This is a genomic window from uncultured Roseobacter sp., assembly GCF_947491795.1.
In the GTDB taxonomy this organism is placed as follows: domain Bacteria; phylum Pseudomonadota; class Alphaproteobacteria; order Rhodobacterales; family Rhodobacteraceae; genus Roseobacter.
The window spans coordinates 559,016-582,504 of the sequence record NZ_CANLKW010000003.1 but is presented as its reverse complement, the minus strand read 5'-3'; the positions used below and the strand labels follow the sequence as shown (position 1 = coordinate 582,504).

Annotated in this window: 25 protein-coding genes; 21 read left to right on the top strand and 4 right to left on the bottom strand. The window is 62.9% G+C overall.

Annotated elements, in window-relative coordinates:
• Nucleotides 1-94: 94 nt before the first annotated feature.
• From pqqA to pqqE, 5 genes are read left to right on the top strand one after another with little or no spacing between them, the layout of a single operon-like run.
• Entirely contained in the window at nt 95-193 is a 99-nt protein-coding gene (gene pqqA, locus Q1A34_RS14570; protein WP_300035527.1) for a pyrroloquinoline quinone precursor peptide PqqA, read from the top strand.
• 23 nt (nt 194-216) lie between these two features.
• Nucleotides 217-1,113 carry a pyrroloquinoline quinone biosynthesis protein PqqB gene (pqqB, locus tag Q1A34_RS14565; protein WP_300035525.1) on the top strand — a complete coding sequence of 299 codons (897 nt, stop codon included), beginning with the start codon at nt 217-219 and terminating at the stop codon, nt 1,111-1,113.
• Nucleotides 1,110-1,859, top strand: coding sequence for a pyrroloquinoline-quinone synthase PqqC (gene pqqC, locus Q1A34_RS14560; protein ID WP_300035523.1), 750 nt, complete (start codon nt 1,110-1,112; stop codon nt 1,857-1,859). Before pqqB ends, pqqC begins: the two co-directional genes overlap by 4 nt.
• Nucleotides 1,859-2,134 carry a pyrroloquinoline quinone biosynthesis peptide chaperone PqqD gene (pqqD, locus tag Q1A34_RS14555; RefSeq protein ID WP_300035521.1) on the top strand — a complete coding sequence of 92 codons (276 nt, stop codon included), beginning with the start codon at nt 1,859-1,861 and terminating at the stop codon, nt 2,132-2,134. The genes pqqC and pqqD overlap by 1 nt, the downstream gene beginning before the upstream one ends.
• Nucleotides 2,131-3,237 carry a pyrroloquinoline quinone biosynthesis protein PqqE gene (gene pqqE, locus Q1A34_RS14550; RefSeq protein ID WP_300035519.1) on the top strand — a complete coding sequence of 369 codons (1,107 nt, stop codon included), beginning with the start codon at nt 2,131-2,133 and terminating at the stop codon, nt 3,235-3,237. The genes pqqD and pqqE overlap by 4 nt, the downstream gene beginning before the upstream one ends.
• 95 nt (nt 3,238-3,332) lie before the next feature.
• Here pqqE and Q1A34_RS14545 read toward each other — a convergent pair whose 3' ends face one another.
• Nucleotides 3,333-4,331 (bottom strand): ParB/RepB/Spo0J family partition protein, encoded by a 999-nt coding sequence (locus Q1A34_RS14545; protein ID WP_300035517.1) that lies wholly within the window; start codon nt 4,329-4,331, stop codon nt 3,333-3,335.
• Entirely contained in the window at nt 4,328-5,533 is a 1,206-nt protein-coding gene (locus tag Q1A34_RS14540) for an AAA family ATPase (protein ID WP_300035515.1), read from the bottom strand. The genes Q1A34_RS14545 and Q1A34_RS14540 overlap by 4 nt, the downstream gene beginning before the upstream one ends.
• A gap of 582 nt (nt 5,534-6,115) precedes the next feature.
• Here Q1A34_RS14540 and Q1A34_RS14535 point away from each other — a divergent pair.
• From Q1A34_RS14535 to Q1A34_RS14470, 14 genes are all read left to right on the top strand, one after another.
• Complete coding sequence (locus Q1A34_RS14535) at nt 6,116-7,141, top strand: replication initiation protein (protein ID WP_300035513.1); 1,026 nt, start codon at nt 6,116-6,118, stop codon at nt 7,139-7,141.
• Nucleotides 7,142-7,238: 97 nt separating this feature from the next.
• Nucleotides 7,239-8,150, top strand: a complete 912-nt coding sequence (locus tag Q1A34_RS14530) for a hypothetical protein (protein ID WP_300035511.1) — start codon at nt 7,239-7,241, stop codon at nt 8,148-8,150.
• Nucleotides 8,151-8,242: 92 nt separating this feature from the next.
• Entirely contained in the window at nt 8,243-9,199 is a 957-nt protein-coding gene (locus tag Q1A34_RS14525; RefSeq protein WP_300035509.1) for a MoxR family ATPase, read from the top strand.
• On the top strand, nt 9,196-10,098 hold the full coding sequence (locus Q1A34_RS14520; RefSeq protein ID WP_300035507.1) for a DUF58 domain-containing protein: 903 nt from the start codon (nt 9,196-9,198) through the stop codon (nt 10,096-10,098). The genes Q1A34_RS14525 and Q1A34_RS14520 overlap by 4 nt, the downstream gene beginning before the upstream one ends.
• Entirely contained in the window at nt 10,098-10,469 is a 372-nt protein-coding gene (locus Q1A34_RS14515) for a hypothetical protein (RefSeq protein ID WP_300035505.1), read from the top strand. Before Q1A34_RS14520 ends, Q1A34_RS14515 begins: the two co-directional genes overlap by 1 nt.
• Nucleotides 10,462-11,424: a VWA domain-containing protein gene (locus tag Q1A34_RS14510; protein ID WP_300035502.1), complete on the top strand. Its 963-nt coding sequence runs from the start codon at nt 10,462-10,464 to the stop codon at nt 11,422-11,424. Before Q1A34_RS14515 ends, Q1A34_RS14510 begins: the two co-directional genes overlap by 8 nt.
• A complete protein-coding gene (locus tag Q1A34_RS14505; RefSeq protein WP_300035498.1) occupies nt 11,421-12,320 on the top strand; it encodes a VWA domain-containing protein in 900 nt (299 codons plus the stop codon). The genes Q1A34_RS14510 and Q1A34_RS14505 overlap by 4 nt, the downstream gene beginning before the upstream one ends.
• Nucleotides 12,317-12,994, top strand: coding sequence for a hypothetical protein (locus tag Q1A34_RS14500; RefSeq protein ID WP_300035495.1), 678 nt, complete (start codon nt 12,317-12,319; stop codon nt 12,992-12,994). Before Q1A34_RS14505 ends, Q1A34_RS14500 begins: the two co-directional genes overlap by 4 nt.
• Entirely contained in the window at nt 12,991-14,208 is a 1,218-nt protein-coding gene (locus Q1A34_RS14495; protein WP_300035492.1) for a hypothetical protein, read from the top strand. The genes Q1A34_RS14500 and Q1A34_RS14495 overlap by 4 nt, the downstream gene beginning before the upstream one ends.
• A 100-nt stretch (nt 14,209-14,308) precedes the next feature.
• Nucleotides 14,309-15,025 (top strand): response regulator transcription factor, encoded by a 717-nt coding sequence (locus Q1A34_RS14490; protein WP_300035490.1) that lies wholly within the window; start codon nt 14,309-14,311, stop codon nt 15,023-15,025.
• 8 nt (nt 15,026-15,033) lie between these two features.
• Nucleotides 15,034-16,194 carry an FIST N-terminal domain-containing protein gene (locus Q1A34_RS14485; RefSeq protein WP_300035487.1) on the top strand — a complete coding sequence of 387 codons (1,161 nt, stop codon included), beginning with the start codon at nt 15,034-15,036 and terminating at the stop codon, nt 16,192-16,194.
• A 2-nt stretch (nt 16,195-16,196) separates the two neighbouring features.
• Entirely contained in the window at nt 16,197-18,470 is a 2,274-nt protein-coding gene (locus Q1A34_RS14480; RefSeq protein ID WP_300036696.1) for a PAS-domain containing protein, read from the top strand.
• A 22-nt stretch (nt 18,471-18,492) separates the two neighbouring features.
• The gene (locus Q1A34_RS14475; protein WP_300035484.1) at nt 18,493-19,152 is read left to right on the top strand and encodes a hypothetical protein; all 660 of its coding nucleotides are present in this window, start codon (nt 18,493-18,495) and stop codon (nt 19,150-19,152) included.
• Nucleotides 19,152-19,502: a hypothetical protein gene (locus Q1A34_RS14470; RefSeq protein WP_300036693.1), complete on the top strand. Its 351-nt coding sequence runs from the start codon at nt 19,152-19,154 to the stop codon at nt 19,500-19,502. The genes Q1A34_RS14475 and Q1A34_RS14470 overlap by 1 nt, the downstream gene beginning before the upstream one ends.
• A gap of 90 nt (nt 19,503-19,592) precedes the next feature.
• Here the strand turns inward: Q1A34_RS14470 and Q1A34_RS14465 are convergent, their stop codons facing one another.
• On the bottom strand, nt 19,593-20,408 hold the full coding sequence (locus Q1A34_RS14465; RefSeq protein ID WP_300035481.1) for a quinoprotein dehydrogenase-associated SoxYZ-like carrier: 816 nt from the start codon (nt 20,406-20,408) through the stop codon (nt 19,593-19,595).
• Nucleotides 20,409-20,532: 124 nt separating this feature from the next.
• Between Q1A34_RS14465 and Q1A34_RS14460 the strand changes: the two genes are divergently transcribed.
• Entirely contained in the window at nt 20,533-21,576 is a 1,044-nt protein-coding gene (locus tag Q1A34_RS14460; protein ID WP_300035478.1) for a quinoprotein relay system zinc metallohydrolase 2, read from the top strand.
• A 10-nt stretch (nt 21,577-21,586) separates the two neighbouring features.
• Here the strand turns inward: Q1A34_RS14460 and Q1A34_RS14455 are convergent, their stop codons facing one another.
• A complete protein-coding gene (locus Q1A34_RS14455; RefSeq protein ID WP_300035475.1) occupies nt 21,587-22,195 on the bottom strand; it encodes a hypothetical protein in 609 nt (202 codons plus the stop codon).
• A 167-nt stretch (nt 22,196-22,362) separates the two neighbouring features.
• On the opposite strand from Q1A34_RS14455, the gene Q1A34_RS14450 reads away from it, so the two are divergent.
• Nucleotides 22,363-23,475, top strand: a complete 1,113-nt coding sequence (locus Q1A34_RS14450; RefSeq protein ID WP_300035472.1) for an S-(hydroxymethyl)glutathione dehydrogenase/class III alcohol dehydrogenase — start codon at nt 22,363-22,365, stop codon at nt 23,473-23,475.
• Nucleotides 23,476-23,489 lie beyond the last annotated feature (14 nt).

Below are 23,489 nucleotides of genomic sequence, written 5' to 3'. Positions count from 1 at the left end.
GTCTAGTTTCTTCTTATAAAATAAGAGTCGATCATTGCCGCGACCTTTGGCATTTTTGACAAAGGCAATTGGCCTTAACCCTGGAGGAACTGGCATGGCTTGGACAAAACCCATCATCCGCGAAATCGAGTGCGGCATGGAAATCAACATGTACGGTCCGGACAGCGACGAAGAGCGCGAAGTCCTGATCTGATATCCTGGCGCGTGGGGGGAACCATGTCTTTCCGCGCGCATATCCTTGGGGCAGCAGCCGGTGGCGGGCTGCCCCAGTGGAACTGCGGTTGTGAAAACTGCAATCTGGCCCGCGCGGGCAAAATCCCCTCCCAGACACAATCCTCACTTGCTGTGACCGCAGATGGTGCCTCCTGGGCCGTTCTGAACGCCTCGCCCGACATCCGCCACCAACTGGCACAGACCCCTGCCCTGCACCCGACCGGGCTGCGCGATGTGCCGCTGGCCTCGGTGCTGGTGACCAATGGTGACATCGACCATGTGGCGGGCCTGCTGACCCTGCGCGAAATGCAGCCCTTTACCCTGTTTGCCACAGCCGGCATTCATGAGGTTCTGTCGGCGAACCCGATCTTTGATGCGCTCAACAGTGCGGTTGTCCTGCGCGAGACCATCGCGCTCGATACACCCTTTGCCCTGACACCGACACTGACGGCCACGCTCTTTGCGGTGCCCGGCAAGGTCCCCCTCTATCTGGAGGGCGAGCAGGTGCAGACCGATCTGATCGGCGATCAGACCGTGGGGGTCAGGCTGGAAGGCGGCGGTACCACCGCTTATTACATTCCCGGTTGCGCCCTGATGAATGACGACCTGCGCGGGCGTCTGGACGGGGCGGATGCGGTGTTTTTCGACGGCACGCTCTGGCGCGATGACGAAATGGTCCGCGCGGGGCTGGGCCAGAAAACCGGCGCGCGCATGGGGCATATGTCCATGAGCGGTGAGGACGGATCGATTGCGGCTTTTGTCGGAATGGACATTGGCCGGAAAATCTATGTTCATATGAACAACACCAACCCTGTGCTGCGTCCCGGATCCCCGGAGCATGCAGAGGCCGGGGCCGCAGGCTGGACCATCGCTCAGGACGGAATGGAGATCACCCTATGACCACGGACCGAGATGCATTCGAGGCCCGGCTGCGCCAGATCGGGGCGGAACGCTACCACGATCTGCACCCTTTCCACGACAGGCTGCATGGGGGTGACTGCACGCCGGATCAGGTGCGCGCCTGGGTCATCAACCGGTACTATTACCAGCATTCGATCCCGATGAAGGACGCCGCCTTTATGAGCCGCGTGGAGGACCCTGCCCTGCGTCGCGCCTGGCGCAGCCGGATCGAGGATCACGACGGCACCGCAGAGAACGAAGGCGGCATCAGACGCTGGTTGCGGCTGGCCGAGGCCGTGGGGCTCGACCCGGACTATGTCGCCTCCTGCGAGGGCGTGCTGCCGGCCACGAAGTTCGCCGTTGATGCCTACGTGCGGTTTGTACGCGAAAAGACCCTGTTAGAGGCTGTTGCGGCCTCGCTGACCGAACTCTTTGCGCCCAAAATCCACGCCAACAGGATCAAAGGGCTGCTGGCCAATTACGATTTTGCCGATGACAGTTCGATGGCCTATTTCCAGAACCGTCTGAAAGAAGCCCCCAAAGACGTGGCCTTTGGGCTGGCCTGGGTGCTGGATCACGCCGACACCGACGAAAAACGCGACATGGCGGCACAGGCGCTGATCTTCAAGACCGATGTGCTCTGGTCACAGCTTGACGCGCTCTGGGGCGCTTATGTGGCGCCTGCACGCATCCCGCCGGGGGCATGGCAGCCCGGCACCGGTCTGTCGCTCCAGAGGGCCTCCTGATGGAGGCGCAGGACATCCCTGCCCTGCCCCGCGGTGTCCGACTGCATTTTGACAGGGTACGCGACACCTGGGTGCTGCTGGCCCCCGAACGGGCGGTGACACTTGATGGTGTCGGACATGCCATTCTGAACGCCGTGGATGGCACCCGGCGCTTTGAGGAAATCGTCGATCACCTGGCGGAAAGCTTTGGCGCGCCGCAGGAGCAGATCTCCAGTGACAGTTCCGGGTTTCTGGACGCGCTGCGCGACCGCCGCTTTCTGGATGTCGTCTCATGAAAATCCCGCCCCCCATCGCGATGCTGGCCGAGCTGACGCACCGCTGCCCACTCTCCTGCCCCTATTGCTCCAACCCGCTGGAACTGACCCGGCTTGATCAGGAACTGGACACGCAGACCTGGGCGCGGGTCTTTCGCGAGGCCGCTGGCCTGGGGGTTCTGCAACTGCATCTGTCGGGGGGCGAGCCTGCCTCGCGGCGCGATCTCGAAGAGCTGGTCACCGCCGCGCGCGACGCGGGGCTCTATACCAACCTCATCACCTCGGGCATCGGCCTGACCGAAAAACGGCTGCAGACGCTGGATGCGGCGGGGCTCGATCATGTGCAGCTCTCGCTGCAGGGCACCAACCCGGAAATGGCCGACGAGATCGGCGGCTACAAGGGCGGGTTCAAACGCAAGATGCAGGTGGCCACATGGATCGGCCAGATCGGCTTTCCCCTGACGCTGAACGCTGTGCTGCACCGGCGCAACCTGCACCAGCTGCCCCGCGCCATCGAGATGGCCGTTGAAATGGGCGCGCGCCGGATCGAGGTCGCCACCGTGCAGTTTCACGGCTGGGCCCTGAAAAACCGCGATGCCTTTATGCCGACGCGCGCGCAGGCGCAGGAGGCCACGCAGATCGTGGCCGAGGCCCGCAAGTCGCTCAAAGGCACGCTGGTGATCGACTATGTGCCCGCCGATTATCACGACGATTACCCCAAGCGCTGCATGGGCGGCTGGGGCACCTCCGGGCTCAACGTGGCCCCGGACGGACAGGTGCTGCCCTGCCACGCGGCACAGACCATTCCGCACCTGGAATTCGACCGGGTGCAGGACAAGCCGCTGCAGGAAATCTGGTACAAGGGTTCTGCCTTTAACGCCTATCGCGGGACGGACTGGATGCCCGAACCCTGCCAGAGCTGCGACCGCAAAACGGTCGATTTCGGCGGCTGCCGCTGTCAGGCCATGGCCATCATCGGCGATCCGAATGCGACCGATCCGGTTTGCATCAAATCCCCCCATCACGGTGCACTGCAACAGCAGGCCAACACCCATGCGGTGCAGGTCGATGCTCCGCTGAATTACCGCGCACAGCCTCAGCGCGGCGTGGTTCAGGCGGACTGATTTCCAGTCGCCCCGTTTCGCACAGATCACTGTTATTATTCAATAATACCTGAAATTACCAGTTGGAAAGACTGGAAATTACCAATTGGTAATTCTCAGTATTCCGCATCCAGCAATCGGGCAAAAGCCGCTTCCAGATCACTGCGCGACATGCCCGCAGGCACCTCGATCTGCAGCTTTTTCCCACGCCGCTGCAGCGTAATTTCACCCCCGCCAGAGGGGGCGGCATAGGTCTTTTTCAGCGCCGTTTTCGGCTTTGGCGCGGCTCCCACGGCCCTGAGCTCTGACATGACCTTTTGCGCGTCGACAAAGCCGCCCTGCCCCGCGCGCGCCTGGTCTTGCCGGGCAGCGATACTGCGCGCGCATTTCAACAGCGCCTCGCGGTTTGCGGCGTCTTTCAGAAGTGGTTTGAGGGTCCGGGCATGCAGCTCCCGCAGGTCACGCACCGTCGGAAACGCAGCAACGATCTGCTGCGGCAGACGCGCCAGTTCCAGGTAGCGCGACAACCAGACTTCCGAGACCTCCAGCCGTTCGGCCATCGCCTTTTGCCTGCCGCCGTAATAGAGCTTTACCGCCTCGGCATAATCCACCGCCCGCTCGTAGTCAGAGATATCCTCGCGGTCCCGGTTCTCGATGTCTGCGAGGCGAAAGGCTTCTTCATCGCTCAGATCCCGCACGTCGATAAGATATTTGAACTGCGGATAATTGTTCGCCCGCAGCCAGCTCACCGCGAAATGACGGCGCGCGCCACAGATGACCTCAAAGTCAAAATCCGGGTCATCGATCCGGCGCACCACGGCTGGAAATTCCTGCCGTCCCTGCGCCCGGATGCCCTCGATCAGGTCGCTGCAGGTCTCTTCGGTCAGCAGATCATAGTCCCGGTTGTGACGTGCCCACATACGACAGCGCGCGGGGTCCACCCAATGCAGGGTCTTCTCCTCATTCTCGCCCGAGAGTCGGTCGCTGATGGCATTACCACGCTTGAGAAAGCGCGCGGGCGCCCTGCCCTTGCCGCCCGCCTCATCACCTGCCCTGCGCGCGTCCGGTGTGCCGCTCAGCACAGCGTCAAAGATATCATCATGGCGTTTGGTCATAGCAGCCCCTCCATCTCGAGCGCTTTGTGATGGCTGGGCCAGGTCTTGCGCACCAGCAGTTCGATCTCGCGCCCGACAGCATCAAGATAGGCGCGGCAGCGTTTGTGTGTTTCCGTCCGCGCGCCCGGTCCGGTGACCTCGTAAACGGTGCCCAGATTTGCCGTCGCATTATCAATCTCTGCGCTGTCCTTGAGCACGGCGGTCATCATCTCTTCGGGAAAGACCGCATCCATCATGCGTTTGATTGCGCCATGAGCGGATTTGTTATCATTCATTTTACTGGCGAGAATCTTGACAAAGGCATAATCGCGCGCACCGCCCGCCTCGGCCAGCTGCTCCAGCGTCGCGGCCATCATCTTGAGGAAATGCGCTGTTGATCCAAAGTCGATGTTGTTGGGCGGCGCCGGGATCAGCAGCGCGTCTGCGGCGCGCAGCACCGACAGGGAAATCATGCCCAGTGCGGGCGGGGGATCCAGCAACACAATGTCAAAGCGGCCCTTGATCGTGGCGATACCGTCGCGCAACCGGTCGAGCACGAAATCGCTTTCCCGCGCCATACGGGCGGCAAATTCGTATTCGGCATCATAGAGCCCGAGGTTCGCCGGGATAAGCGCAATATTCGGCCAGTAGGTCGCACGCATCGCATAGATCAGATCGCCAGGCCCGCCGTGCCGGAAGAACGGATAGAGCGTGTCCTCGTCTTCATCCACATCCACATCCGGGTTCAGCCCGAAAATCGACGTGGTGGAGGCCTGACTGTCGCAATCGACCACACAGACGCGGTAGCCCCGCAGGGCAAAGTACTGCGCCAGGTGGCAGACCACTGTGGATTTCCCCACGCCGCCCTTGAAGTTCTGCACAGCCATCACCAGCGGGTTTTCGTCAGGCTGCCGGTGGGGCAGGGCGCCAAAATGGGCCCGCATGGCGTTGACCTGCGCGAGCGTATATCCCCTGCGACGGCCGGTGACCGGGTCCTTGTCGGGATGCTGCAGATGTCCCGCGGCTTCCGCCTCGCGAATGGACTTCTCGCTGCGGCCCACCATCTCGGCGGCGGTCTTTACATTAAAGCGGATATCCAATGTTTTGCGCGCATCCGGCGCATAGACTTGGTCTCTGAGCCGTTCGATGATATCGTGCGAGCGATCCGCCAGCATATTGAGTTGGGCGAGATTGACCCTGCCGGGATCGGACCTGAATGACATATTGCTCTCCTGTTCGAACTTTTTTGCAAAACGCATCGGGGTTCGGTTTTTTTGTCAAAATGCTCCAAAAACGCACCGCTTGCCAGCGTAATCTGCCGGTGGGGCAGGGTGCCTGCCTGCAAACGCCGGCATATTTCAGGTGTTTTGCCATTGTGCGCAGCGCGTGGCATCTGAAAATCCAAAATACCATGAAAAGAAAACCCTCTTTTCTTAGTTCTTTAGATTCTATATTCATCAACCGTAATATACTGAAAAATATATGGTTTGTGATCCTCAGGCTTACATACGGGGATGGTTTGGCTTACAGATCGGGACGGTAATTCTTACAGATCGGGTGGGCTGGCGTTACCTTTTGGGTGCGCGCAAAGCTTACATATCGGGACGATTCGCAAACTGTCCCTAACACTGGGCTTTTTCAGAGTCTTTTCAGTACGATGTTGCGGGTCCGTTGTTCTGCACGATCGCTAAAACTTACTTTTCGGGTGTTTCGGGCAGGGCGGGGATTTTAGTTGCCCGCCGGGGGAAGCCGCATTACTCTTACGTCGAGAGCAGCAATAATGTAAGAGTTTTGCAGGAGCCTTCGTGGTCAGCAAACCCACCATCACCCGTACCAGAGAGGTGCGTCCGAACGCCGAGTCAATCGTCAAGCCCGGCGAGCTGATTGACGTGGTCGAGGTGACGCCGCTGACGCTGAACGACCGGCGTATCTATAACCTGTTGCTGGAAAACGCCTGGGATGCCATCGACAAAAAGGTGGAGCATGTGATCTCCAAATCCGAGTTGCGCGGCAGTCACAATTCCAATGACCGGGTGGGCGAGAGCATCGAACGGCTGATGTCTGCGATCGTGCGAGTTAAAACCAGCCGCAACGGCGAGCCGCATCTGGAGCGGGTGCAGCTTTTGGGCGGAAACGTCGAATCGCTCAAACGTGACGGGTTGCTGCATTATGAAATACCCGCGCGCCTGCGCCGGATCATCGGCGATTCGACCGTCTTTGCCCGGCTCAAACGCGAGGTGATGTTTGCGCTGACGTCAAAATATGCGCTGACCCTCTACGAGATCGTACAAAAGCGCGGCAACCTGAAATACATCTCCAAAGAACGCTTCCGGCTGGAAGAGCTGCGCGGCTTTCTGGGGGTGCCGGACGGCAAGCTGACCAGCTGGTCCAACCTGAACCTGCGCGCCCTGCAACCGGCGATCAAGGAGGTCAACGCGCTGTCGGATTTCGAAGTGCAGATCGATCCGATCAAGACCGGGCGCAGGATCACCCATGTGGAGTTGCGCTGGTGGCGCAAGGACGCGGATGGGGTCGGGGCCAGTGCGCGCGAACTGACGTTTTCAAAGGTCGGGCGCAAACCGCGTACCGAAGGCACCGCCGAGGTGGTGACGGGCGTCGATCTGAAACCACGTCCGGCTGCGATGGAAAAATTCGGCGCGCCGCTGATGACCGACACCTATCAGACCGCGCGGCTGCGCCATCCGGGCTATGACATCTATTTTGTCGAAAGCGAATGGCGCACCTGGGCGGCAACAAAGGAACCCGCAAAAGACCCTGACCGGGCCTATCTGGCTTTCTTTGCCTCCTATGCAAAGGGTAACCCCCTGTAGTTATTGCATTTCCCAAGGCCGGGAACGCCGCGCCACAGGAAAGGTTGGACCCGCACAGCGGCGCGCACTACCTTGCCTGAAGCGAAAGGAATGCCCGTTGCGTTATCTGCTCGTCCTTCTTGTCCTGTTCTGCGGTCCGGCGGCTCATGCGGACCGTGCGACATATATCGAGCTGGCAAAACGCGGCTGGAGCTATGAGTTGCGGACCACGATGATCGGGCGGGATCTGTCGATCCCGGTGCTGATCAACGGGCGTCAGCTGGCGGGGGCCAGCCTGTGCGTGGTGGGAGAGAGGCCGCGGCGCACCTCGCTGGAGGTAATCGACAGTTTCCGCGCCCTGCTGCTGCAGACCTATGGCAAGCCTATGACCATGCGCTATGCCGGGCAGGACGCCAGCGCCTGCGGATCGGGGCGCACGGTGATATTGCGGCTCTACTCCGGGTTTCCGCCCAATACGGCGCTGTCGGCGGACCTGCAGTGGATGGACCGCACCTATCAGCTGGAATTGCCCGGGCGCGGGTATTTCGCGGCGACATCGCCTGCCATGGCACAGACCTTTTTCGGGCGTCAGGGGCAGGGGACGCATATCATGGTCAAACAGCCTGCCGCTGCCCCCCGCAGCAGGATCGAAGCCGCATTCTACAAATCCATCCTGATTGAGGAACTGTTCCAGTCCTTTACCTTTGGCATGGATATCCTGATCTTTGACCGCTCTGTCGCCTGGCGCTCCAAGCTGCAGGAAACCCCGCTCAACCTCTGGCGGCTGCCCTGGGAATCGCCGGCCTTTATGCGTGCTCTGGTGCGGTCTAACCCGCCGGGGCTGTGCACCTTTGATGTTTTCATGATGTATGCGGTCGCCGAAGCGCCTGTGGACCAGACCAACGAGCCGGCCTTTATCGAATATGTCGACGCCAATTACGACGATCTTTATACCCGCGCGCAGGCGACCATGGGTGATCCCGCCTATGCGGCCATCCTTGATCCTGTCTGCGCGGCCCCGGACCTTTAGCGGCATTAAGACCTTATGGTGTATTTGTAGGGTCCGGTTCATGGGCTAGCGTTATGCGGGGAAACCGCCCGTTCCGGCGGTTGGGAGGAGCCATGGACACAGCAGCTGAAATCGCGCCCAACGGTGTCGCGACGCTGAGGGCGCATTTGTCCCAGGGTCTGATCGGCCATGATGATCTGATCGAACGCCTGCTGGTGGCTTTGCTGGTCGGCGGGCATGTCCTGGTCGAAGGACCGCCGGGCCTGGCCAAGACCCGCGCGGTGAAATGGCTGTCCGAGGCCGTGGAGGGCACATTTGCCCGCATCCAGTGCACGCCCGATCTGATGCCTTCGGACCTGACGGGCACGCTGGTGTACCGCCCGCAGGACGGCGCGTTTGAGTTTGCGCGCGGCCCGGTGTTTCACAACCTGGTGCTGGTGGATGAGATCAACCGCGCCCCGCCCAAGGTGCAGTCAGCCCTGCTGGAGGCCATGGCAGAGCATCAGGTCACGGTGGGCAATGACACCCATGCGCTGCCGGACCCGTTTCTGGTGGTGGCGACACAAAACCCTATCGAGCATGACGGCACCTTTCCGCTGCCCGAGGCGCAGCTGGACCGCTTTTTGCTGCATGTGGAGCTGAAGCTGCCGGACATGGAGACGGAGCGGCGCATTCTGGATCTGGTCGAGGCAGAGGCCCAGGCGGGCGAGCGGCACCCCGAGCCGATGTCGCTGGCCGATCTGGCGGCAGCACGGACGGCGGTGCGTGCGGTGCATCTGGCCCCGGAACTGCGGGACTATATCGTGCGCCTTGTGGCCGCGACGCGGCAGGGCGCGCTGTGTGGTGATATCGAACATGCGGTTTCGCCCCGGGGCACGCTGACGCTGGCGGCGGCTGCCCGGGCGCGTGCCTTTATGCAGGGTCGCGACTATGCGATTCCGGAGGATGTGGCGGTGCTGGCCGCCGATGCCCTGTCGCACCGCATGGTGCTGACCTGGCGCGCAGTGGCAGATGGGCGCAGACCGCGCGATGTGGTTGCCGATATTCTGAACGCGGTCGAGCCGTTGTGACGGCGGCGCTGCAGGCTCCCGGTGTCGCGCTTGGCTCGCAGGAGCTGATTGCGCTGCGCCGGGTGATGCTGCAGGCCACGGCAGGGCCGGTGCTGGCCAATCTGCCGGGGGGGTTTTCGACCCGGCGCAAGGGACACGGGCTGGAGGTTGCCGACATTCGCGAATATGTGCCGGGCGATGATATCCGGCATCTGGATCGTAACGCCACAGCGCGCACCGGGCGCATGCACATCCGCCAGTTTCAGCAGGAGCGCGACCGGATCAACCTGCTGGTGGCGGATTTCCGGCCATCGATGTTCTGGGGGCTGCGCCGTGCCCTGCGGTCGGTCGCGGCAGCAGAGGCGCTGGCGCTGATCGGCTGGTCGATCGTGGAAAGCGGCGGGCGTGTGGGGCTGTTTGCAATAACACCGGACAAGCCCGTGATCGTGCCGCCGCGCGGACGGCAGCGGGGGATGCTCGATGTGATCGGCGGTCTGGTGCAGGCCCATGCCAGTGCCCTGCAGGCAGTTCCGGCAGGGCAGGGGGAGGATGCCCCTCTCGATCAGGCTTTGTCGCGGGTGGAGCGGCTGGTGCCCTCGGGCTCAGAGCTGGTGATCGCCTCGGGCTTTGATGCGCCGGGTGCCGCGCTGGAGGACCGGCTGGCCTCGCTGGCGCGGCGGCGCACGCCCCGGCTGGTGCTGATCAGCGACGAGGCCGTGCGGAACATCCCGCGCGGACGCTACCCGGTGCGCCTGGCAGACGGACGCCGCGCGCGGCTGACCCTGGGGTCAGACAGCGCATCACAGAACCCGGGCGAAGAGGAGATCGCAGGCCTTCCTGCGCTGGTACTGGATGCAGGTGAGAGCATCGAGCAGACCGCCCAGCGGATCGCCTCCGCCTTTCCGGCAGGGCAGCACTGATGGCGGAGCGGGCGCTGAGCGAAGAGGCCATGCTGGCCAGTCTGCATGACATCAGCCTGCCCGCGCAGGCCGCCGGGGGGCTTGCCTCGGATCTGGCGATGACGGTCGGTCTGGCGGGTGTTGCAGCGCTGATCGTGGCTGGCGGTCTGCGGGCGCTTGGCCGGCGGGCGCGGCGCAGCGGTCCGCCTGATCTGAAGGACCGGCTTGGCCAGCTGCGCGACCTGCCCGAAAGCCAGCGGCGTCCGGCGTTTCTGCATCTGCTGCGCCACCACGCGCCGGAGCGCTATGCTCAGCTGGCACGCGATCTCTATCACCCCCGGAGCGCTCTGACCTCCGAGGCGCTGCAAGCGGAGCTGGAACGCCTTGTTTGATCTGGCAAATCCCCTGGCGCTGGTGTTGCTGCCACTGCCGGTTCTGGCTGTATTTCTGCTGGGGCGCGGGCGCATGACCGGCGGGGCGCTGCGCGTGCCCGACCGGATCGGCGGGCGGCTGCTGGCGCAGGAGCAGGAGGCGCGCAGCATCGGCCGGTTGTTTGCCGGGCAGGGGCTGCTCTGGCTGGTCTGGGCGCTTGTGCTGGTTGCGATCTCTGGTCCGCGCGAGCTGGCACCTGTCTCGGCGCTCAAGGTCACGGGCCGCGATCTGGCGGTGGTGCTTGATCTGTCGGGCTCGATGGTGCGGGATGATTTTTATCTGGATGACAGGCAGATCACGCGGCTGGAGGCCGTCAGGGCGGTGGGCGCGGATTTTGCCCGCCGCAGGGCAGGGGACCGGGTGGCGCTGATCCTCTTTGGCTCGGAGGCCTATTACGCGGCCCCCTTTACCTTTGACACCGAGGCCGTGGCCCGCCGGATCGAAGAGGCGACCATCGGCATCTCGGGCCGGGCGACGAATATTTCTGACGGGCTGGGCCTTGCGCTCAAACGCATGCAGGACAGCGATGCGGCCTCGCGCGTGGTGATCCTGCTGTCGGACGGGGTCAATAACGCAGGGGCCACCAACCCGCGCGGGGTCGCGGAACTGGCGGCAGAGATGGGCGTGCGGGTGCATACCATCGCCCTGGGGCCCAAGGATATGGCCAGCGCCGAAGAGGGTGAGCATGGGGTGGTCGATGTGGTGACCCTGCAGGCGATTTCCGAAATGTCCGGGGGCGAGAGTTTCCGCGTTAAAACAACCGATGACCTGTTTAAGGTGGGTGCGGCCCTGGACGCGCTGGAATCCACCGACAGCGACGGGCTGGCGGCAGAGGTGTTTCACGACTACTGGGCCTGGCCTGCGGGTCTCGCGGCGGTGCTGATGCTCTGGTTTGCCTTCAGGGATGTGTCATGAGTGGCCTGGAGTTTGCGCTGCTGCGGCCCTGGTGGCTGCTGGCCCTGCCGCCGCTGGCGCTGGCCGGCTGGTGGCTGTTCACCCGGCGGGGCGGGCTGGGTGACTGGCACCGGGCAGCAGATCCCGCGCTGTTGCAGGCGATGGCGGCGCTGGGGCGGGTTGATCAGTCATCCAGCCGCCTGCCGCTGATCGCCTGTCTGGCGACCGCGACGCTGTGTGTGCTGGCACTCTGCGGCCCGGCGGTAGAGCGGCGCGACACGCTGTCTTTTCGCAACCTCGACGGAGTGCTGTTTCTGGTCGATGCCTCGCAGAGCGTCATGGAACACGCGCGCTGGCCGCAGATGCAGACCATGGGGCGCTTTGGCATTGCATCGCTGGGCACGCGCCCCGGCGGGCTGATCGTTTTTGGCGGCGACGCCTATGTCGCCACGGATATGACGCTGGATCATCTGCAGCTGGGCCAGACCTTTTCGCTGATCGATGCAGAGATGATGCCGGACCCCGGATCGCGGCCGGAACGCGGCCTGGCCCTGGCGCGGCGTCTGCTGGAGGAGGCCAGTGTGATCGCGGGTGACGTGATCCTGCTGACGGACGGGGAGGGGCTGGGCCCTGCGACCCTGCAGGAAGCCGCAGCGCTGTCGGCGCAGGGCGTGCGCCTGTCGCTGATCGCGCCGGAGGCACCGGATGCGGCCTTTGGCACCCACGCCAGCGCGGGCGGGGGCCGGGTTTTCACGCTGGAGCAGACCGATGCACTGGCGGACTGGATGCAACAGGATGCCCGGACCCGGCTGGAGGCGCAGGACTATCCGCTGCTCTTCTGGAAGGACATGGGCCGCTATATTCTGCTGCTGGCGCTCCTGCCGCTGCTTTTGCTGTTCAGGCGGCGCGAGGCATGAGGGTTCTGGCGCTTCTGACTGCTGTGGCGCTGGTGCTGGCCTTTGCGCTGGGGGGCATGGCCCCGCTGGGGCGTGTGTTGCTGGGGGCGGGGCTGCCCGGCCCGGCACTGCTGGCGTTCAGCGATCCGCAGTGGCGCGGGGTTGCCGCCTTTCGGGCGGGCGCGTTTGATCAGGCGGCGGCGGCCTTTGAGGCGGCGGGGGATGCCTATGGCCTGGGCACCGCGCAGGCCCATGCGGGACAGTATGCGGCAGCGCTGGAATCGCTCGACCAGGCGATTGTTGCCGGGAACCCGGACGCGCGGGCCAATTTCGACGTGGTCGCCGCCTATTACGCGGGCCTCGGTATTGATGCGGCCTCGCTGGCACTGTTTCCCAAACGGGACAGGGACGGCCCCAAAAAGGAGAGCTTTGTGGCGCGGGGTGATGGCCGCGCGGCGGGCACCGGCAGCGAGGTCACCAACAACAACACGATGATGGGGCTGGCGGAGCTGGAAAGCAGGGGGCGGCTGGAGGTGCGGCGTGTCTTTGACGACAAGTTCATCGTGGCGGATGATCGCTGGCTGCAACAGCTGTCGGACGTGCCCGGCAGTTTTATGAAGGCGCGCATTGTTCAGGAGCACAGGCGGCGGCAGAAGCTGGGCCTGTCGCCCCCCGATCCGGAGGATCCGCGATGAGGGTGCTGGCTTTGCTGCTTTGCCTGTGGTGTCTGCCAGGTTTTGTGCTGGCGCAATCCAGGACCGTCCTGCCAGAAGAGCTGGAACTGTCGGTCACCGTGGAGACCACCGGGCACAGACCCCTGGCGCGCGAGATGGTGATCCTGACGATCCACGGTATTTACCGGCGGCACATCACCCGCGAGGCGCTGGAGCAGCCGGATTTTGCGGGTTTCAGCTGGACCCAGCTGGGCGCGGACACCTGGCGCGAGGAACGGATCGGCGGCGAAAAGGTCAAAACCATGACCCGGCGTATGGCGATCTATCCTGATGGCGCGGGCGAGCTGACCATCGGGGCCTTTACGCACAACCTGACCCTGACAGATGAACAGGACGAATGGTTTGAACACGCGGTCCGGTCCGAGCCGGTTACGATCAGCGTGGACCCGGCCCCGGTGTCCGAAGCCTGGTGGTTTCCGGTCCGGGATCTGCGGATTTCTGACCAGTGGTCCAACGCGCCGGACCAGTTGAAACGGGGCGAGGGGGTGTTGCGCGTCATCCGGGTCGAGGCGGTTGGCGTAACACCCGAGATGTTGCCACCCATGCCGGAACTGCGCTCGCCCTCGGGCATCGTCTTTCCGCACCCGGACAAACGGCTGGTGGAACTCTCGCCCGAAGGGCCGATTTCCTATGCCTTCTGGCGCTGGACGATCCGGCCGGGCAACGACACCTCGACCGTGGTGGAACCGGTGACGCTGGAGTACTTTGACACGCACACCCGCCAGAGCCACAGCATCGAAATTTCGGCGCAGCGGATCGCCTATGGGGATGTGACCCCGCCGCCGGTGCCAGTGCCCGGGGTGGAAGAATCTTCGGCTTCATCGGTGCGGTTGCCGGGGTGGAGCATGCTGCTGCTGGGGGCGCTGGTCTTTGCCGGTGGCCTTGCATCGGCGGTTTCCGGCTGGCGCTTTCAGGGGGTTTCAGCGCTGCACCGGTTTGCCCTGCTTGATCCGCTGACCCGCCATCTGCGGCAGGCGGCCCGCGCAGGCAACACCGCCCGGACGCGGCGGGTCGCCGCACAGATGCTGGCGCGCGATGGCCCTTCAAACCAGCGCCAGAGCCTTCTCAGAGCCCTCGACAAGGGGCTGTTTGCGCGCAGCACGGCACCGCCCGACCTTGTCGAATTTGCGCGCCGGTTTGTGAAAGCGCGCCCGCAGATCACGACCCGCGGTTGAGGGTGCGCCGCCTGGCGCAGCGCCGCAGGGGCACACGCCGGCACATAAGCATTTGTAGTTGCTCAGATGTTTGTTAGTCTCAATCTGGGAGGATTCTAATATGAGTTGTGCGACGCAGCTGGTCGCTGAGGAGGATATTTCCTCAATTCTGATTGTAGACGACCATCCACTTTATCTTGATGCACTGGAATCGGCACTGACGGTGATGTTTCCGGACTGCGATATCCAAAAGGCCCGGTCACTGGGCGAGGCGATCAGCGTTTGCGCCGGCCGGTTTGACCCGCAGCTGGTGATGTTCGATCTGAAACTGCCGGATGTCTCCGGGATTTCGGGGTTCCGGCGCTTGCGGGCAGAACTGCCCTCTGCGCGTATTCTGGTCATTTCTTCGCTGGCTTCGGTTGATCTGGTGCAATCGCTGATCGGGCTTGGCGCGTCGGGTTTCGTGCCCAAGGACGCCTCGGCCAAAGAGCTCAAGGGTGTTCTGGCAGAGATCGTGCGGGGCCACATCTATGTGCCGAAAGACTACCGGACCAACGGGGCGGCCCCGAGGGACAACGCCACATATGCCAGCCACCCGGTTCTGTCCGAACTGACGCCACAGCAGCAGCGGATCATGAAGCTGATCTGCACCGGCAAGCCCAACAAGCAGATCGCCTATGAGCTGTCGCTCGCCGAGGCCACCGTAAAAGCGCATATCACGGCGTTGTTGCGGCGGCTTGGGGTGCGCAACCGCACGCAGGCGGTGGTGCTGGTTGAAGGGGCCGTGGCCCGGCAGGCCGCCAATGAGCCGGAGGCGCTGGCCTTCCTGCGCAACTGACCCGCGCGATGGCTGACGTTATTCGTGACGGTCCCATGTTCGTGCGCGCCGTGACCTCTGCCGCGACCGATCCGGTCATGGCAGTCGAGGAGGTCGCCGCACAGGTCAATGTGGATGACAGCTGCTTTGCGCTGGCCTTTGTGTCGGGCGGGCAGGACATTGCGACAATCGCGCGGGAGCTGGACCACCGCCTGGGCGGTATGCCGGTCTTTGGCTGTTCGTCCGCAGGCCAGATCACCGGGCAGGGCTATGAAACCGACGTCCTGCTGCTGCTTGTTTTCCCCAAGCAGCATTTCCGCTGTTCCTCGATCCTGATCGAACCGCTGGCCCCGCTCTCTACCACCGCGATTGCGGAACAGGTGCAGCGTCATTCGGGCAAATTCCGCCATACGGCGGGATGGAACCGTCTGGGGCTGGTCTTTACAGACGGGCTGTCGCGTCAGGAAGATCTGCTGGTCGCGACGCTGGAAGCGGTGCTGGATGATCTGCCCATCTTTGGGGGCTCTGCCGGGGATGCGCTGGAGTTTGAACAGACCTTTGTGCTGCAGGGTGGCCAGGCCTATTGCAACGCGGCGGTGCTTTTGCTGCTGGAAACCGATCTGCCCTTTACCGGCATCGGCTTTGACCATTTCCTGCCGGCCGAGACGCAGATTGTGATTACCGACGCGGACCCGGATGCGCGCAAGGTGTTCGAGATCAACGGCGCGCCCGCAGCCTCTGAATATGCGCGGCTGGTCGGCTGTCCGGTGCAGGAACTGTCGCCACAGGTTTTTGCCGAAAACCCCCTGCTGGTTGAATACCGCAACCATCATTATGTGCGCGCGATCTCGGATGCGGATGACGCGGGCGCGCTGTCTTTTCTGGCCGCCATTGATGATGGTCTGGTGATGCGTCTGGGGCGCGGGCAGGAAATCATCGAGACGCTGCGTTCCGGTCTGCACATCCGCGACACCCATGGTGTGCGCCCGGATTTCATCCTTGGGTTTGATTGCGTGCTGCGCAAGCTGGAGATTGAGCAAAAGCAGCTGGGCCGGCCCGTCAGCGACATCCTGTGCGACGAGCGGGTCTTTGGCTTTAATACCTTTGGCGAGCAGCAGGGCGGGGTGCATATGAACCAGACCTTTGTGGGCATCGCCTTTTTCAAACCGGCAAAGGGGACCCTGCATTGAGCATGATTGACCCGAATGACACGCCCGATGTGCAGGTCGCCAAACAGACCCGCATCATCGACGCGCTGATCCGCAGGGCCGGGCGGCAGAACGGGATAAACCGATCCGCCTATCAGGCCTTTCAGTCCGCCATCGAGCTGCAGCAGCAGGTCGCCGCGCAGAGCCGTGAACTGGAAAGCGTCCGCCATGAAACCGAGCAGACCCGGATCAGCCTGACGCAGGCGCTGTCCTCGATGGAGGAGGGGTTTGCGCTCTTTTTCGACGGGCAGCTGGGCGTGTGCAACGAGTTGTTCCGCAATCTGCTGCCGGATGTGTCGGACCGGTTGGAACCGGGCCTGGAACTGGAGACCTTTTTCGGGCTGCTGGCGGGAAGTTCGCAACTGGTCTCTGTTGACGGCGATCTCAGGGCGGCTGGCCGCCGGCTGGTGGCGGGCTCTGAAACTTCTGCGCCGATTTCCATGGTGGCGGAGTTTGTGCGCGACCGCTGGTATCAGATCAGCGCGCAGGTGACCGCGCCGCATAACATCGTGATCCTGCTGACCGAGATCACGGCACTGATGCGCCGCAACCGGGTCGAAAAAGAGCATCTGATTGACCGCCAGGCCGATTATCTGAACGCGGTGTTCGAGAACATGAGCGCCGGGATCTGCTGCTTTTCGGCCCGCAACGAGCTGATGATGCACAATGGCCGGTTCCGGGAGATCCTGGGCCTGCCGATGACCGTGCTGCAACCGGGCATGCCGCTGCAGGAACTGCTCGATTTCATGCACGGGCGGTCGATGATCGCGGAAAACGATCTGTTGCTTGTGGAATCCTGGCGGCAGGAGCTGAGCAAACGCGGCTTTCTGCGCCGCAGGCTTGGCAACAGGGCGCAGCGGGTGCTGGACATTCACGCCAACGAACTGCCCGACGGCGGGTTTCTGGTGGAGATCAAGGATGTGACGCTGGAAACACGCTCTACCGAACTGCTGGAAAACAGAGTGATGGAGCGTACCGCAGAGCTGACCCGCGCCAATGCCAACCTGACCGAACAATATGACCAGCTGGCCCGGATCGAGGAGGAACTGCGTCTGGCCAAGGAACGCGCAGAGGCTGCCGTGTCCTCCAAGACCCGTTTTCTTGCCGGTGCGAGCCATGATCTGTTGCAGCCGATCAATGCGGCCAAACTGCTGATCTCGACGCTGGAGGAAACCACGCGGGACACGCCCTTCCTGCCCATGGTCGAGCGGCTCCAGGGCGCGTTCAGCTCGTCTGAACAGATCCTGCATTCGCTGCTGGATATCTCGCGTCTGGACAGCGCGGATGCAGATACGGTCGACCCTGCGGCTGTGAGCCTCGGCGCTTTGATGGACGGGGTCCGGGCGGATCAGGAACTGCTGGCGGCGCAAAAGTCGGTGCGTCTGGACGTGGTGCCCAGCACGCTGGTGGTGCGCTCCGACCCGGTTTATCTGCTGCGCTCCATTCAGAACCTGGTCGTCAACGCCATCCAGTACACCGAACCGGGGGGCCGGGTGCTGGTGGGGTGCCGCCGCAAGCCCGGGCGCGCGGTGCTGCAGGTCTGGGATACAGGCATCGGGATTTCGCGATCCGATCAGGAACGGGTGTTCGAGGAGTTTGCCCGGGCGGATTCGGTGATGACGCAGCCCGGCGTCGGTCTTGGCCTGTCCGTTGTGGACCGGGCCTGCAAACTGCTGGATCATAAACTGTCCCTCAGATCGAAACCGGGGCGGGGGTCTGTTTTCAGCATCGGGATGGAGGTGGTCAGCGATGTCGTGCCACCCCAGCCCGCCAGAAGCCGGATCGAGCGCAATGACGAGGTGCCCCTGGATTACATTGTCATGGTGATCGAGAACGATCCGGATGTGCTCTTTGGCACGGTGCGCTGGCTGGAGAACTGGGGTGCCAGTGTGCTGGCGGCCTCTTCGGTGGGTGAGGCGATGACGCTGGCGTCAGAGCTGGGCATGCCGCCCGACATCGTGCTGGCAGATTATCAGCTGAATGACGGAGAGACAGGTGTCGAGGCAATCAACGCGCTGCGCCAGGCTTTTGCATCGAATGTGCCTGCGATCCTGATTACGGCGGATCGCGGTGTTGCCCGGCGGCGCGCGAGTGTGCCCAGGGACGTGTCGGTTCTGACCAAGCCGGTCAACCTGACCCGGCTGCGGCCCCTGATGGACTGGAAAATCCGCCTGCACGTCAAGTCGGGGCAGGCGGCAGAGACGGAACTACAGACCAAAGTCTGCGATGACAGCCGCGCCTCCGGGCATGAGGTTTGAAACAAGGGAGGATGGGATCGCCATGAAGAAGCTTTTGACCGGCAGCCTTGTTGCTGCACTGATCGCCGGGATTGCGGCAGCCACGCCGCTGGAAGGTGATAAGACCTATGACATGCTGTTTCGCAACGGCACACTGGATGAGGTGAGCCGCGCGGCCGAACTGGTTTACGCGCGCACCGTGACGAATACGCTGAACCCGGAGGCCGAAGACCGCGACACCGGGCAGATAGCGCTCAGCTTTTCCGAAGGGCAGGCAACCATGGCACAGCTGGAGTTCCGCAAGGATGAGAAGTACCGCAAGCTGGGCAGCTTTCCGGCCAGCGTGGGCAATCCGATGATCATGTATTTTTACGAGACTGTGGTGCGCGACATGGCCGAAGCGGCGGGGGGGTCGCCCTACTACATCCGCAACAGGGTAAAGGATTCGCTGATCCGGACCTCTGATATCATCGAGGGCGAAGGCGAGGTGAACGGGCAGACCGTGCCGACCCGCACGATTCGGATTTATCCGTTCCGCGACGATCCCAACCGCGACCGTATGCAGGGTTTTGGCGATCTGGAACTGCGGGTGACCATGTCCGACGCGGTACCCGGCTGGTACATGAGCCTTGTGGCAGAGGCCTCGGGCGGGGATGTCTACCGCTCCGAGCTGAAATTCGACCGGCTTGAGCTGGCCGAATGATGCGCGGCGTCCTTTTGTCGGTCGTACTTGCGGCGGTGCCGGTTTCCGGCATGGCGCAAACGGCGGCCGAACGGCTCAATGATTTTCCGACAGCGGCGCGGGCGGATTATGTGTTCGCCTGCATGGCCGCCAATGGCCAGAGCCGCGAAATGCTGGAACGGTGTGCCTGCTCTATCGACGAGGTTGCGTCGATCCTGACCTATGACGCCTATCTGGAAGCGGAAACGGTACTCTCCATGCGCCGGGTCGGGGGCGAGCGGATGTCCTTTTTCAAAAGTTCCGCCATGGCCGAAGAGATCGTTGCACGCCTGCGCCGGGCACAGGCCGAGGCAGAGATCGTGTGTTTCTGAAGCGCAGACCCTGCTAAGGGCGCTGGCAGAAAAAAGCGCCGCGGCCCTCAACGGGACAGCGGCGCCGGTCATATCCCCTGAGGAGAGCTGTTAACTCTCGCCTGTCTTGGGCAGCACCTGATCCCAGCTGTTGCCATCCGTATCCGTTGCCCTGACGGTCAGCGTGGTCGTCCCGTTGTCATTATAGCCAAAGCGGAAAACCGGGTTTTCGGAAATCGAAATGCCGCCATCCATTGTGAACAGCAGATCGGTGCCCTGCCACACTTCGATGTGGTCAATGAAATGCGCGGGGATGAAAAGCTGGGTGATCTGGTCGCGCTGCAGGCCGGAATAATTCGGATGGCGGATCATGATCTGTGCTTCGCGCCGGGGTGTCGACATCTGGGCGCTGGCGGCACTGAACGTCCGCAGCTTCATCCTGCCCATGTTGTTCAGCGCGACGGTCGGGTCTTTGGACGCGGGCGCGGAACAGCCGCCTGATGCTTTGACAAAGCGCCCGGTCATTTTGAAGCCGTCCGGCGTATCAGCGATGACGCGCACGTTTGAATACTGATTGACCCGCACCCGCAGTTCGAAGTCCAGCTGGCCCATGGCTTCGCCAAAGGCGAAAACCGCTGCAACCGGGGCCGGATTTTCATCAACAACCACAGTCGCGCCGGTGATCCGGGTACCGGGGTCGGTCTGGGTCAGAACGACGGGGACGGTTGCCGCGTCATGTGCCCTGTAGGGCGCATCCACCGACAGAACGGACGCCGCATCGCCCAGCGCCACGTCACCGATCACATCGCCGCGCAGGTCGTCCCATGTTGCGCTGTCCGTCAGAGGATTTTTGACCGTCGATCCGGCCCAGCCGGGTCCGGCAAAGGCAACCGCAACGGCAGTCGCGAGTAAGATCCTGGGTGTCATGTCAGCAGTCCTCCATCAGGGCAGGCGCTTTGCCATAGCATGAATTCCGTGGAAAAAACACTCATACCTATGGCGTAATAGGTCACAGCATCGCGATGTGAGAGTTTCGCGCAGGAGATTTTCGATGTTCGAAGCCGTAATCCTTGCCTGTCTCGTAAGCGCGCCGGAGATCTGCCGGGCCCAGCTGATCCCGGGGTATGAAGCGGCAGATCTGGCGGGTTGCGCCGGGGCGTTGCGCGCCCGGCCCCCGGCACTGCCCCGGGACCCGGGCCTGCAATTCGCCGATAATCCGGAATGCCGTGCCGCAGGGCCGGCCCTGGACATGCAGGAAGCAGCACCAGGCGTTTTTGTGCATATGGGCGCGGTCGAGGAACCTGATACGGGGAACCTGGGCGACGTCTCCAACCTGGGCTTTGTGGTCGGGGAGACCCACGTGGCGGTTATTGACACCGGTACGGCCCGCTGGATGGGCGAGGCGCTGTGGCGTGCCATTCGCCAGCGTACGGAGCTGCCTGTCAGCCATGTGATCCTGACGCATATGCACCCGGACCATGTCCTGGGTGCCACGGCTTTTGCGGGTACCGGTGCGCAGATTGTCGGCCACGATGCGCTGCCGCGTGCGCTGCTGGACCGGCAGGCGAATTACATCGAAAGCCTGGACCGTCTGATCGGGGCGCAGGCGATGATCGGCACGCGGGGGCCTGTCATCGATGTGACGGTGGATGAGGCACTGACCCTTGATCTGGGGGCGCGCCGGGTGCATCTTCGGGCGTGGCCGCTGGCGCATACCGGATCGGACATCACGGTTTTCGACGAGACGAGCGGGACCCTGTTTACTGGTGATCTGGTGTTTCACCGCCATACCCCCGCGCTTGATGGCAGCCTGACCGGCTGGCGCGCGGTGCTGGCCGAGATGGCGACGCTGGAGGTGGCCCGCATCGTGCCCGGCCATGGGGGTCCGGTGCTGGACTGGCCGGAGGGCGCAGAGGGGCTGAACCGTTATCTGAAGGTGCTGGAAACCGACACCCGGGCGGCGATCGACGCAGGCACGCGGCTGGGAGAGGCGGTGGAGACCATCGGTGCAGAAGAGCGCGGCAACTGGGCCCTTTTCGAGGCCTATAATCCGCGCAATGCGACCGTTGCCTTTACCGAACTGGAATGGGACTGATCCGGGCCGCTCAGTTGATCATCTGCTGGAGCATCTGCGCGATGGCGAAGAGCCGTTTTTCGATGATCACGGGTGTTTCGCAAAGATACTGGATGGACTTCTGGCGGTCGCTGAAAATCACCTGATCCCAGTCCAGCTGCTCTTCCAGCGCGTCGACCTTGTCGTAATCGGGCGCGTCAGCGGTCATCTGCGCATCCATCTGCATGCGCGCGGCCTCAATGCGCTCTGAAAGCGCGATCTGGCTCAGCGAGAAATCCCCGATCCCCCCGATGATGCGCGAGCGCCGGGCGTTGAGAGAGGTGAAAACATCCTCAAAGACCTGACCCAGCACCGCCGGGTTGCCGTCGTATCTGGCGGCAAAAGTCTCCACGGTTGGTCTGAGTTCGTCCACAGACAGCCGCCGCAGAGCGAGCAGATCGGCAATTTCGCGGACGTCCTTTTCCAGATCTGCAGTGTCTTGCGGTGCGGCAGTATCAATGGGTGCGGCCCACATCAGCCCGGCAGACAGAGTTTCGACCTTGCGCTGGATACAGGGCCAGGTGGGGTCCGCAAAATCCGCGGCCAGAACCGGTGCGGTCACGCCCTGCAACGCAACTATCAGTGCCATTCTGAGCAACATGTCCCGGCGTCCTCCCCCGTTTTGCGATAGTATGGCGGAGCATCGCGCGGCTGTCGATGCATCCCAATACCCACCATTGTCTTAATTGTTTGCAGCGCGGCCCCGGGCTCATACTGGTGGTTGAATACAGTGGTGCACAGAACGCCACGGCTGGGAGAAATATGTTGATGAGAACGCGCGCCGCAGTTGCTGTTGAGGCTGGGAAGCCTCTGGAGATCATGGAAGTGAACCTGGAGGGTCCGCGGGCGGGCGAGGTTCTGGTTGAGATCAGGGCGACGGGTCTGTGTCACACAGATGAGTTCACGCGCTCGGGCGATGATCCCGAAGGCATTTTTCCGGCGATCCTGGGCCATGAGGGCGCGGGCGTTGTGATTGAGGTGGGCGAGGGGGTCACGGGCCTGGAAGTGGGCGACCATGTGATCCCGCTCTACACGCCGGAATGCCGCGAGTGTGACTATTGCCTGAACCCCAAAACCAACCTCTGCCAGAAGGTGCGCGCGACGCAAGGGCAGGGGCTGTTGCCCGATGGCTCCACGCGGTTTTCGATGCTCGATGGGACGCCCATTCACCACTATATGGGCTGCTCGACCTTTGCCAATCACACGGTGGTGCCCGAGATCGCGCTGGCGAAAGTCCGCAAGGACGCGCCCTTTGACAAGATCTGCTACATCGGCTGCGGCGTGACCACGGGCATCGGGGCGGTGATCAACACCGCCAAGGTCGAGATCGGCTCGACGGCGGCCGTGTTCGGTCTGGGCGGCATCGGTCTGAACGTGATCCAGGGGCTGCGGATGGCCGGCGCGGATCAGATCATCGGCGTCGATCTGAATGACGACAAAGAGAAAATGGGCCGCCATTTCGGCATGACGCATTTTGTGAACCCTTCGAAAGTGGAGGGCGACATGGTCGCGCATCTGGTGGAGCTGTCAGGCGGGGGCTGTGACTATACCTTTGATGCCACGGGCAATGTGAACGTGATGCGCACCGCACTTGAGGCCGCGCACAAGGGCTGGGGCGAGAGCATCATCATCGGGGTTGCCCCTGCGGGCGCCGAGATCGCGACGCGGCCTTTCCAGCTGGTCACCGGCCGGGTCTGGCGCGGCACGGCCTTTGGCGGTGCCAAGGGGCGCACGGATGTGCCGAAAATCGTCGACTGGTACATGGACGGCAAGATCGAGATCGACCCGATGATCACCCATAAACTCACCCTCGACGAGATCAACCACGGGTTCGACCTGATGCACCAGGGTAAATCCATCCGCGCTGTTGTGGAGTTTTGAGCAGCCTGCGGACA